The sequence below is a fragment of the Nocardioides sp. P5_E3 genome (assembly GCF_054049275.1).
The window spans coordinates 41,918-54,115 of the sequence record NZ_JBFUMR010000014.1; the positions used below are offsets into that span (position 1 = coordinate 41,918).

The window sequence follows — 12,198 nt, forward strand, 5'->3', positions numbered from 1 at the left end:
CACAGGCCCATGGGGTTCCGGGACCGCGGGATCGAGATCAAGACCCCCGAGCAGATCGACCTGATGCGTGTCGCCGGGCTGCTCGTGGGGGAGACCCTCGACCTGCTCCGCGCTGCCGTCCGGCCGGGGGTGACCACCCTGGAGCTCGACACCATCGCGGAGACCAACATCCGCGACCACGGGGGCGTGCCGTCGTTCAAGGGCTACAGCCACCCGCCGTTCCCGGCGACGATCTGCGCCTCGGTCAACGACGAGGTGGTGCACGGCATCCCGGGTGAGCGCGCGCTCGCCGAGGGTGACGTCATCTCGATCGACTGCGGCGCCATCGTCGAGGGCTGGCACGGCGACGCCGCGATCACGGTCCCCGTCGGCGAGGTCGCCGACGACGTCGTCGAGCTGCTGCGGGTGACCGAGGAGTCGCTGTGGCGCGGCATGGCAGCCGCCCGTCTCGGCGGTCGGGTGGGCGACATCAGCCACGCCGTGGAGACGCACGTCCGCGCCCAGGGCCGCTACGGCATCCTCGAGGACTACACGGGCCACGGCATCGGCACCGAGATGCACATGCCGCCCAACGTGCCCAACGTCGGCCGGCGCGGCCGCGGACCCGCGATCGTCGAAGGGCTCGCGCTCGCGGTCGAGCCGATGGTCACGCTGGGCAGCAAGCACACCGACCTGCTCGAGGACGAGTGGACCGTCGCGACCGTCGACGGGTCCTTCGCCGCGCACTTCGAGCACACCTTCACGGTGACCCCGCAGGGCGCCTGGGTGCTCACGGCCGTCGACGGCGGCCGGGCCCGCCTCGACGCCCTCGGCGTCCCATTCGGCGGACGCTGACCTCGATTTCACGCCCACCCCGCGACGCGTGACAGACTGACGCGGTTGGAGGGGAGTATTCCCTGACAGTGGTGTCGTCAGTACGGCGTCCGCGCGAGCGGCGCCCGGTGCCACTGGTTCGCCGAATCAGCGCGAGCGGAAGAGACCTCTGGCGTCCGTGCGCTGCGCGGACCCCGATCTCGCCTCATCCCAAGGAGCAACAGCGTGGACGTACCCACCTGGGTCTGGATCGCGACCTTCGCCGTCACGATCGTGATCTTCACCTTCGACCTGGTCATCGTCGGCCGCAGGCCGCACGAGCCGAGCATGAAGGAGTGTGCGACCTACCTCTCGATCTACGTCGGGCTGGCCATCCTCTTCGGCATCGGTGTGTGGGTCGTCTGGGACCACCAGCACGGCCTGGAGTTCTTCTCCGGGTGGTTGGTGGAGTACTCCCTGTCCATCGACAACCTCTTCATCTTCATCATCATCATGGCGAAGTTCGCCGTGCCCAAGGAGCTGCAGCAGTACGCCCTGATGATCGGCATCGTGATGGCGCTGATCATGCGCGCGATCTTCATCGGAGTCGGCGCCGCGGCGATCGAGCAGTTCAGCTGGGTCTTCTACCTGTTCGGCATCTTCCTGATCTACACCGCCTTCAAGCTCGCCAAGGAGGGCGCCGAGGACGAGGACGACGAGTTCGAGGAGAACAAGCTCGTCGCGTTCGTCGAGCGGCGCTTCCCGGCCACGTCGGAGTGGCACGGCAAGAAGCTCCTGGTCAGCGGTGACAACGCCAAGAAGATGATCACGCCGATGTTCATCGTGATCCTCACGCTCGGCACGACGGACCTGCTGTTCGCCCTCGACTCGATCCCCGCGATCTTCGGCATCACCAAGGAGCCCTACCTGGTGCTCACGGCCAACATCTTCGCGTTGATGGGCCTGCGCCAGCTCTACTTCCTCATCGGTGGCCTGCTCCAGCGCCTGATCTACCTCTCCTACGGCCTCGCGTTCCTGCTGGCCTTCATCGGCGTCAAGCTGTTCTTCCACGCGCTGCACGAGAACGAGCTGCCGTTCATCAACGGTGGCGAGCCCCTCGACTACGCGTGGCTGGAGATCCCGATCTGGCTCTCGCTCGTGGTCATCGTCGCCACGCTGGCGATCACCGCGGCGCTGTCGCTGTGGGCCTCGAGCCGGATGTCCGACGAGGAGCAGGACGCGGCCACCGGCCCGCGCCGCGACTGGGAAGACGGCTGACCGCCGCCTGACGTCGGGACCCGCGGGTCAGGACACGCACTGGCTCGCGCTGGGTGAGTTGTCCGATCCGCGGGTCATCCGCACGTCGAGGCACACCGGCTCGTCGGTGCGCACCAGCAGCCGCCTGCGGGACGTGCTGCCGTACTCATCGGTGTCGTCGCGGTGCCAGCTGAACGAGTCTCCCGCCTCGACGCTCACGGGCGGGCGCCACTCGAACAGGACCCCGCGGGGCGTGCGGCTGCCGGTGAGCGTCACCGCCTCGACGAGGACGTCGGGGATCACGTCGGCCGGCGTCTGCGACGCGGTCGGAACGACGACGCCCGGATCCTCCTCGCGGTCGTTGCCGCCGAGGACGAGGAAGCCGATCAGCAGCGCGAGCACCGCGGCGCCGATGCCGGCCCACACCAGGCCCGGCACTCCGGCCCGCTCCTCCTCGCCGTCCTGCAGCGCAGGTGCGGGGTCCTGGGCGGCGATGCGCCGCGGACCGCTCGCCGAGATCACCGTGACGGGCTTCATCGCCGTCGCGTCCTCGGCCGGTCCCGCCGCGCCGGGCGACGCGAACGACCCCGACGACCCGGAGGTCCCGGACGAGCCGGGTGCCTCGGAGGGGCTGACCGAGGCATCGGGCCGGTCGCCCTCCACGGCCACCGAGGTCCGCGCCCAGCCGGCGGCGGACTCGATGCGCTGGAGCGCGCGAGCGAGCTCGAGGGCGCTGGCGGGCCGGTGCTCCGGGCGCTTGGCCAGGCACTGCTGGAGGAGCCGGTCGAGCGCGGGTGGGACGTCGGGGCGCTGGGTGGCCGGGGGAGTGGCGTGCAGGATGCGCGCGCTGAGGGCCCGGGTGGAGTTGTCGCCCGACGGGATGGAGAACGGCGACCGCCCCACGAGCAGGTGCCAGATGGTCGCGCCGAGGGAGTAGACGTCGGAGGCGACCGAGCCGTTGGACCGTCCGTCGAGCAGCTCGGGCGGCGACCAGGGGTAGGAGATGCGGACGTCGTTGTCGCCCTCGACGTCGGCCATGTGGCCGGCGATGCCGAAGTCGGTCAGCGCCGGCTCGTGGTAGGTGGTGACGAGGACGTTGCTCGGCTTGATGTCGCGGTGCAGGATGCCCGAGCGGTGCGCGGTCTCGATCGCGCTCGCCAGCTTGATGCCGGTGGAGACCGCGTCGACCGGAGCCATCGGGTTGGCGCGCACCCGCACGCCGAGGTCCGGCGGGGGGCAGTAGCGCATCACGAGGAACGGGCGGCCGCCCTCGGCCGTGACCCCGGCGGTGATGACCGAGACGATGTAGGGGTGGTCGGCCAGCCGCGCCATGGCGTTGGCCTCGGCGGTGAAGAGGTACTTCTCGCGGTCGGTCAGCGGGACGTCGGGGCGTACGACCTTGACCGCGACGCGCTGGCGCGGCCACTGCTGCTCGTAGAGGAAGACGTCGGCGAAGCCGCCGCTTCCGAGGTGCTCGACGAACGCGAACCCCGGGATGGCTGGTGCGCTCACCGGGCGACCGCCCCCGACTCGTAGCGGACGCTGTAGACGTGGGCCATGTCGAGGACCGTGCCCGGCTCGAGCACGTAGGCGTCGCCGGGCCGCATGCGCTCCGGATCACGGCCCGGGGGCGCGAACGTGGTGCCGCCGCGGCTGTCGAGGTCGCGGGCGACCACGTCCCAGCCGTCGAGCTCGATCTGCAGGTGGCGTCGCGACACGAACGAGTGGTCGGCCGGCAGGTGCACGAGGTGGGGCCAGTCGGTGCTGCCCTCGGCGGGGACCGGCTTGCGCCCCAGGACCACGCCCCGGTCGAGCGGCACGACCTCACCGGTGGGGAGGCGGAGACCGCCGAGGGGCGGCCGGTCCACGCGCCGCGGCTCCTGCGGGGCGACCCGCTGGTGGCACACGCGGCACTGCGGGGAGGCCGGGGGAGTCAGGTGCCCGAGGGGGCAGCTCACGGCGAGCACCGTCGGCGCGGTGGTGTGGGCCAGGTGGGCCGGACGCATGGACGTGGCACCGTCGTGGTCGTCGGGCTCCGTCGCGGTGGTCGGCGTCGTCGGGGGCCGGATCGTGGTGTGGGCCCCCTCCTCGATGCGCTGCATCATCAGCGGGTCGGGCTCGGAGGTGTCGACGAGCGAACCGGTGTCCTCGACCCGAGGACGTACGCGGGTGCGCGGGGGAGGGCCGTCGGGACCCTTCGCGGCGAGGATGGCGTCAGGGATGCCGTCGATGAGGGCGGCCGCCGCGGGCGCCGGGCTCGCGTCGGAACGGTGGACGGGGGCGGTGCGGGCCGACACGGGCGTCAGCTCGACGCGATCGGCGGCGACCACCCCACCCACGAGGCGCCGGGTGGTGACGAGGCCGTCGGGGTCCGCCCCGCCATCGAGGCTCAGCACGCGCGCCGGCCCGGCGAGGCGCACGTGACCGGCGCCGCGGGACAACGTCGTCGACGCGCCCGAGGTGAAGTCGACGAGGGCCAGTCCGGGCGGGTCGCCCTCGAACGCCTTCTCGGCGACGGCCAGCACGCGCTCGGCGACGCTGGCCCCGGACGGCGCCGTCAGCGACAGCGCGTCCCAGATCTCCTGGACCACCCGCTCGTCATCGGGGTCGGTGAGCAGCACCCAGTGCGCGCCACTGCCGACGAGCACCCCAGCACCGCTGGCGTACCGCGCTTCCACGATCAACGTCGGCTCCCCTCGTACACGCCCACCCCGCCATCATCACCCATCACGCCAGTCCGGCGCACATGGTCACGATTTGTCGGAAACTTGTCCGAACCTCAGCGACATACATACGCTCCTCTCTGGGTGTGTGCGGCGGGCGTACCTCATCCGTGGGGCCAAGGGGGACTGGCGTGGCACGTGTGACTGCTCTGCGTCGACACCGGGCGGGCATCGCCTCCGGCGTTGCGCTGGCCGTCGCGACGACCGTCATCGCCGTCTACGCCGTCTCCGCCGACGGCTACAAGAAGCACGAGGCCGAGCTCAACGACGGCGGCGTGTGGGTGGTCAACGGCAAGAAGGGCTGGTCGGGCCGGCTCAACAAGCCGATCAACCAGCTCGACGGCGTGGTGCCCGGCGACAACGGCAAGGCCCGCCTCGACGTGGTCCAGGACGGCGCGGCCGTGGTGACCCTCGACGCCGGCACCAGCCGCGGGCAGGTGATCGAGACGAGTCGTCTCGAGGCCCAGGACGGCGGCTCCGCCGCGATCCCGGTCACCGGCGACGTCGCCATGGCCGGCGGCTCGCTCGCCACCGCGGACGCCGAGACCGGCGAGGTCTGGGCCGTCCGCTACGACGACGAGCTCGGCAAGCCTGTCGTCAGCGCCGTCGACCGGCAGGCCGAGCCCCTCGCCGAGGCCGGCGAGGGCGCGGCGCTCACGGTGAGCCAGTCGGGCACGGTCGTGGTGACCTCCACCGAGGAGAGCACCGTCACGACCCTCGCGCCGACCGACGCGGGATTCCGCAAGCCGCGCACCCGCGACCTGTCGGACGACGCGGGCCAGGTGTCCGACGTCACCACGGTCGGGGACCGCATCGTCACCCTCGACGCCGACGCCGGGGTCCTCAGCGTGGTCGGCGGCGCCACCGTGTCCGTCACGCCCGGCAGCAAGCTCCAGCAGCCGGGGCCGACCGACGACGCCGTGCTCGTCGGGGCTCCCGACGGGCTGCTGAGCGTCGACCTCGCGTCCGGCGACGTCACCACCGTCTCCACCAACTCCGGCACCTCCGCCGTCGAGCCGGTGCGCCTCGGAGCCTGCGCCTACGGCGCCTGGTCCGGCGGCCTGGGCGCCGTCGCCGTGCAGTGCGGCTCGCAGGACGTCATGGAGGACGACCTCGGCGGCAACGCCACCAGCCTCGCGTTCCGGGTCAACCGCGGCGAGATCGTCCTGAACGACGCCAACAGCGGCACCGTCTGGGACGTCCAGGAGGACAAGCCGATCCGCATCGACAACTGGGAAGCCTTCACGTCGAAGAAGAAGAACAAGGACGACGACGAGGAGAACGAGAACCAGACCGACGCCGACCGCCGCCCGCCGCGTGCCAAGCCCGACTCCTACGGCGTGCGCGCGGGGCGCACGACCGTGCTCCACCCGCTCGACAACGACTCGGCGCCCGACGGTCGCCTGCTGAGCATCGTCGACGTGGACCAGCCGTCCGGCGGGGCGCGCGTCGAGATCAGCCCCGACGGCCAGACGCTGGTCCTGGAGATGCCCGAGGACGGTCGTCCCGCCCGGTTCGACTACTTCATCGACGACGGGCGCAACGGCCTCTCGGCCAACGCGGCCGTCGACGTCACGGTGCGCGGCTCCGAGCAGAACGAGCCACCCGCCCTGCGGGAGGGGTGGAAGAAGCCGACCTACAAGGTGCCGCACGGCGGTGAGCTCGCCGTGCCGGTGCTGGGGGACTGGCGCGACGACAGCGACGGCGACACCTTGCTCCTCGAGTCGGCGAAGGCCGTCGGCGGGGAGGAGTCGGGCGCTGCCGCCCGCACCACGGCCGACGGCCGGATCCGCTTCACTGCCCCGACCGGTCCCGCCGACGGATCCCAGCTGGTGCGCGTGGAGTTCGCCGTGACCGACGGTCGCTCCGCCCCGGTCACGAAGTCGATGAGCTTCCAGGTCCAGGCGCCCAAGGACCAGAAGTCCTACGCACCGCAGGCCGAGCCCGACGTCGTACGCGGTGAGGTCGGCAAGCCGATCAAGATCCGGCCACTGCTCAACGACCTGCCGGGGTCCGACCCCAACGCCACCGACGCCGAGCTGTCGCTGGGCGGGAAGGTGCCCCAGCAGCCCAACGCCAAGGTGGTCACCGACCTCGACGCCGGGCAGCTGACCTTCACCGGGGAGCGGGCCGGGACGTACTTCCTCAGCTACGACGCGGCCTTCGGCAACGCCCCGCTCGACCAGGGCACGATCCGCGTCGACGTCAAGGCGAGCCCCAAGCGCTCCGCCGAGCCGATCGCCATGCCCGACACCCTCACCGTCTACGGGCAGGCCCCCGGCATCGTCGACGTGCTGGCCAACGACCTCGACCCGGCGGGCGGCCTGCTGGTCGTGCAGCGCGCCGTCGGGGACCGCGCCGACCAGCTGGACGTGGCGATCGTCGACGGGCGGTGGCTGCGCATCTCCGCGACCCGCCCCGACCTCGCTCCCGCCACGCAGACCGTCTCCTACACGATCAGCAACGGCACCAGCTCCGCCGTCCGGGGGGAGGTGGTGGTCACCCAGCGTCCGGCGCCGGAGGACAACACCCCGATCACGGTCTCCGACAAGGTCGTGGTGCGGGCCGGCGGCTCGGTCGCGGCCCCCGTGCTCGACAACGATGTGTCCCCGGCGGGCGACCGCCTGACCCTGCTCAACGACCTGTCGAGCACCGACACCCCGGGCGAGCTCGCGGTGGTCGCCCCCATCGACGTCACCGGCGACGTCGGCAAGGCCTTCGTCTCCGGCCGCGTGGTGCGCTACGTCGCGCCCGAGAAGGTCGAGGAGCGCGACACCTACACGGTGAAGTACGTCGCGCAGAACCTCGAGGGCAAGCGCGCCGACGGCACCCTCAAGGTGACCGTGTTGCCCGCCGACGACCCGAACGACGCGCCCGAGCCGCCGACCCTCGAGGGCCGGGTGGTCTCCGGGGACACCGTGAAGGTCCGGGTGCCCGGGGTGGGCGTCGACCGCAACGGCGACCCGGTCACGGTCACGGGCATCACCTCCGCCCCCCGGCTCGGCCGGATCGAGGCCGTCGGCGGCAACTTCCTCGAGTACGAGGCCTACCCGCGCACGGTTGGCACCGACGAGTTCACCTACTCCGTCGTCGACTCCCAGGGCGCCTTCGCGACCGGCACGGTCCGGGTGGCCGTGGTCGAGCCTGGCCAGCCCCAGCCGCCGCTGGCGGTCGAGGACCGGCTCACCGTCGAGCCGGGACGCACCGCGACGTTCGACCCGCTGGCCAACGACTACATCGCCGCCGGCGACTCGGTCGAGGTCGAGATCCTCGACGGCCCCGACGGTGCCCGCCTCGACCCCGACACCAACCTGGTGACGGTGCCGGCGCCCGACTCCGCGGACGCCGCGCCGACCGTGCTCGTCTACCGGGTCACCAACGGCATCGACGAGTCCCGCTCGACGATGACGCTGACCACGGCGGAGGACTACGACAACCCGCCGATCGTCTACGACGCCTTCGGCCGGGCCGACGACAGCGGGAGCGTCGTCGTCGACGTCCTCGAGGGCGCCTACGACCCGGACGGTGACGTCGATGACCTCGAGGTCGTCGACGTCTCCGGTGACCCGTCGGCCCGGGTGGTCGACGGGGTGCAGGTCCGTGCCGACCGCGGGGAGGCGCCGAAGGTGCTGCCCTTCCAGGTGCGCGACGCCGACGGCGCGACCGCCGTCGCATCGGTCTACATCCCGCCCACGGGCGACGGCCTGCCCTACGTCCTGCCCGGGTCGCTCATCGAGCTCGACTCCGGCGAGAGCACCACTGGCAAGGTGACCGACTACATCGCCGCGCCCGACGGCGGCAAGGTACGCCTCGCGTCCGGCCGCCGCTCCTACTCCGCCTCGCCCACGTCCCTCACCGTCGGACCCGACGGGGACAACCAGTTCACGCTCTCGGCCCCGGCGACCTTCCGCGGACCGGGCTCGGTGCTCGTGGAGGTCACGACCGCCACCGACGCCAGCGGCAACGAGGACGCCACGACGACCGAGGACGGCGTCACCGCGATCCTGTCGATCCCGGTGGTGGTGGGCGACGACGTCCCGTCGCTCGAGTGCCCCTCCAACGTCATCCCGATCTCGTCCGGCCAGCGCTACGACCTCGACATCGAGACGTACTGCAAGGTCTTCACCGTCGACCCCCGCGACGCCGCCGACCTCGACTTCACCGCCGAGTGGAGCCAGGCCGTCGACGGTGTCGACGTCGGGAGCCCCGTGGGCTCCGTCGTGCCCGTCACCGCCTCGGAGGACGCCACGGAGGGCGGCGAGGCCGTGCTGACGGTGCGTGCCGGCGAGAGCAACCCGCAGGAGGTGCGCTTCCGGCTGGCCCAGGCCCCGCCGCCGCGACTCAACCCGATCCGGGTCGAGACCATGGAGGCCGGGCAGAGCCGCACGTACGACATGGCCGCCTACCTCCAGGCCGGCGTCGCCAACCCCGATCCCACCATCGTGCAGGTGCAGAACACCGGGACGCCCGGCGTGAAGGCCAGCGTGAACGGCAGCCGGCTCACGCTGACGGCCGAGCGCGACACCCGTGGTGCGGACGCGAGCTTCCGGCTGGTCGTCAGCGACGTGTCCGACGGCGACCCGCCGTCGTCGCGCACCGCCGAGGGCCGGATCCAGTTCCGCGTGATCGGCACGCCGTCGCCGCCCGGTGAGCCGCGTCCCTACCCCCTGTCCGACGAGGTCGGCACCATCAAGATGGGATGGGCGCCGCCCGACGACGACGGCGGGGCGCCGCTGACGTACTACATGGTGCGCGAGGAGAGGTCCGGCACCAAGCAGCGGTGCGACACCAACGAGTGCGTCTTCCGCAAGCTCAAGACGGGCGGCAACTACAGCTTCCGCGTGCAGGCCTTCAACCGGGTGGGCGGCAGCGAGTGGAGCAACCTGTCGCGCACGGCGAGGGCCGACACGCAGCCGGGTCGGGTCCAGAACATCCGGATGGCCGGCCGCGACAACGGCCAGATCACCGTCGCCTGGGACAAGCCGTCCACCAACACCTCCCGGATCCTGGACTACACGATCACGTGGCCCGGTGGAGGCCCCGTCGTCGTGGACGGCGGCACCACGTCCTTCCCCGTCACGGGCCTGGACAACAACACGCAGTACGTCTTCACGATCAAGGCCCAGAACGCGGTCGGCTACTCGCTTCCCCGCACGTCCGGGCCGATGCAGCCGCTCGGCACGCCGCCGGCGCCGGCGGCCCCGGCGGTGACCGACCTCGAGTCCGGCGCCAACCAGACCAACATCCGGATCGCGTGGCAGGGAGTGCTGCCCGAGGGCCCCGGGCCGACGGTCTACACCGTCAGCTACACCAACGGCGTGACCTCCGGGACGGTCTCCGGGTGCCAGCGACTGGCGTCGCTGACCTGCACCCACGCCGGCGTGCCCTACGACGGCCTCACCTACACCTACACGGTCGTCGCGGCGAACCAGCCCGGTGACCAGCCGGGCAAGCGTTCCCAGCCGAGTCCCGGCACTTCCATCGAGGCGGTCGGTCGCCCGGCACCCTGGGGTGCGATCTCGGCGACGGCCACCGGGACCAGTCAAGAGGTGCAGCTCCAGTACACGGTGCCGGACTCGCGCGGGAGCACGAGCAAGGTGGACATCCTCGTCGCCGGCTCACCGGTCAGGCCGGCCGTGCAGCAGACAGGCACCGTCACCACCAGGATCCAGGTGCCCAGCAACGAAGCGCCCTACACCGTGCAGGTGAGGGTGTGCAACGAGGACGCCCCAGCCGGGTGCACGCTGAGCGGGATGCTCAACGTCCAGTCCTACGGGCGCCTCGACGGCGCGCTCGACGACGTCGGTCCGGCATCTATCAACGGCAAGACGATGACATGGACCATCGCCGGCACCAGCAACGGCAACCCCAGCGTCGTCGAGGTCCAGGTCGACGGCACCACCGAGGTGTTCCGTCCCGGCGGTCCGGGCCGCTTCTCCTTCCAGAAGACGTACACCGCGCCGGAGTACAACCAGAACATCACCATCTCGGTGCGCCTGTACGACGACGACCCGGGCGGTCGGGGCGAGGACCGGTCCGCCCGCACGGACCGCACGGGTCCACCACCGCCACCGACGATCGGGATCTCGCGGGGAGCCTCGTGCAACGACGGCGACGAGGTGCTCGAGAACAACTGCTGGTCCGGTCCGCCGGACGCGCCGTGCGACGTTGCCTCGTGTGCCTTTGCGAACCTCAGCATCACCTTCGCGCCCGACGCGCAGAAGGCCATCTGGCGCTGCGAGTTCGACAAGTTCCCGTTCACGCGCGACGAACAGGGCTCGGGTGACTTCAACGGGCAGGTGCGTGCCTACTACAACTCAGGCGACACCGTCGCCGGGACGTGCAGGTTCTCGTTCAACTACGCGGACCAGCGCTTCGTGTACACGTTCCCCTGATCGAAGTCCCAGAAGCCCTTCCTCACCGCTATTCCGACACCAGGAGCACCGTTGACCATCTCCCACGAACAGGCCGAGTGGTTCAGGTCGACCTTCGACCAGCTCACCGAGAACATGGAGAAGGCGGTCCTCGGCAAGCGTCACGTCGTCCGGCTCGCGCTGACCTGCCTGCTGTCGGAGGGGCACATCCTCATCGAGGACTTCCCCGGCACCGGCAAGACGATGCTGGCCCGGGCGCTGGCCAACACCGTGCAGGGCAGCCACGCCCGCATCCAGTTCACCCCCGACCTGCTGCCCTCCGACGTCACCGGCGTCACCGTCTACGACCAGCACAAGGGCACGTTCGAGTTCCACCCGGGCCCGATCTTCCACACGATCGTGCTGGCCGACGAGATCAACCGCGCCTCGCCCAAGACCCAGTCGGCGCTGCTCGAGGTCATGGAGGAGGGCCAGGTCACCGTCGACGGCGTGGCCCACCCGGTCGGCAAGCCGTTCCTGGTGATCGCCACCCAGAACCCCATCGAGCAGGCCGGCACCTACCGGCTGCCGGAGGCCCAGCTCGACCGCTTCCTGATGAAGACCTCGGTCGGCTACCCGGACCGCCAGGCGACCGTCGAGCTGCTCAACAACGCGGCGGTCCGTGACCGGGCCGCCCTGGTCACCCCGGTGATCACCGCCGCCACCATCGCGCAGATGAGCGGCCTCGCGGACGAGGTCTACGTCGACCCGGCCGTGGTCGGCTACGTCGCCGAGCTCGCCGAGGAGTCGCGCCGGCAGCCGCACGTCAAGCTCGGTCTGTCGCCCCGCGGCTGCCTGGCGCTCGTCCGCGTGGCGAAGACGTGGGCCGCCGCCGACGGTCGCGACCACGTGGTGCCCGACGACATCAAGGACCTCGCCGAGCCGGTGCTCTCGCACCGCCTGCTGCTCGACGCCGAGGCGCAGTTCAGCGGCGTCGACGTGCAGACGGTGATCTCGCGCCTGCTCGACGCCGTCGCGCCGCCGACCGACCGCGTGGGGGCCTGACCGTCTTG

General features: G+C 71.4%; 6 protein-coding genes. 4 read left to right on the forward strand and 2 right to left on the reverse strand.

Annotation, left to right across the window (positions count from 1 at the left end; translation table 11 throughout):
- Window positions 1-9 precede the first annotated feature (9 nt).
- The gene (map, locus tag ACXJKB_RS10845; RefSeq protein WP_457188174.1) at window positions 10-834 is read left to right on the forward strand and encodes a type I methionyl aminopeptidase; all 825 of its coding nucleotides are present in this window, start codon (window positions 10-12) and stop codon (window positions 832-834) included.
- A gap of 204 nt (window positions 835-1,038) precedes the next feature.
- On the forward strand, window positions 1,039-2,070 hold the full coding sequence (locus ACXJKB_RS10850) for a TerC family protein (RefSeq protein WP_457188176.1): 1,032 nt from the start codon (window positions 1,039-1,041) through the stop codon (window positions 2,068-2,070).
- Between the two features lie 27 nt (window positions 2,071-2,097).
- On the opposite strand, the gene ACXJKB_RS10855 is transcribed toward ACXJKB_RS10850, so the two are convergent.
- Both ACXJKB_RS10855 and ACXJKB_RS10860 read right to left on the reverse strand, forming a co-directional pair.
- Entirely contained in the window at window positions 2,098-3,561 is a 1,464-nt protein-coding gene (locus ACXJKB_RS10855) for a serine/threonine-protein kinase (RefSeq protein WP_457188178.1), read from the reverse strand.
- Entirely contained in the window at window positions 3,558-4,727 is a 1,170-nt protein-coding gene (locus tag ACXJKB_RS10860; RefSeq protein ID WP_457188180.1) for an FHA domain-containing protein, read from the reverse strand. Before ACXJKB_RS10860 ends, ACXJKB_RS10855 begins: the two co-directional genes overlap by 4 nt.
- 176 nt (window positions 4,728-4,903) lie before the next feature.
- On the opposite strand from ACXJKB_RS10860, the gene ACXJKB_RS10865 reads away from it, so the two are divergent.
- Both ACXJKB_RS10865 and ACXJKB_RS10870 read left to right on the forward strand, forming a co-directional pair.
- Complete coding sequence (locus ACXJKB_RS10865; protein WP_457188182.1) at window positions 4,904-11,167, forward strand: Ig-like domain-containing protein; 6,264 nt, start codon at window positions 4,904-4,906, stop codon at window positions 11,165-11,167.
- A gap of 51 nt (window positions 11,168-11,218) precedes the next feature.
- A complete protein-coding gene (locus ACXJKB_RS10870; protein WP_457188183.1) occupies window positions 11,219-12,190 on the forward strand; it encodes an AAA family ATPase in 972 nt (323 codons plus the stop codon).
- Window positions 12,191-12,198 lie beyond the last annotated feature (8 nt).

Bases quoted from the DNA above. Each gene is read 5' to 3' on its own strand.
- map (WP_457188174.1), top strand. From the start codon at position 10: ATGGGGTTCCGGGACCGCGGGATCGAGATCAAGACCCCCGAGCAGATC.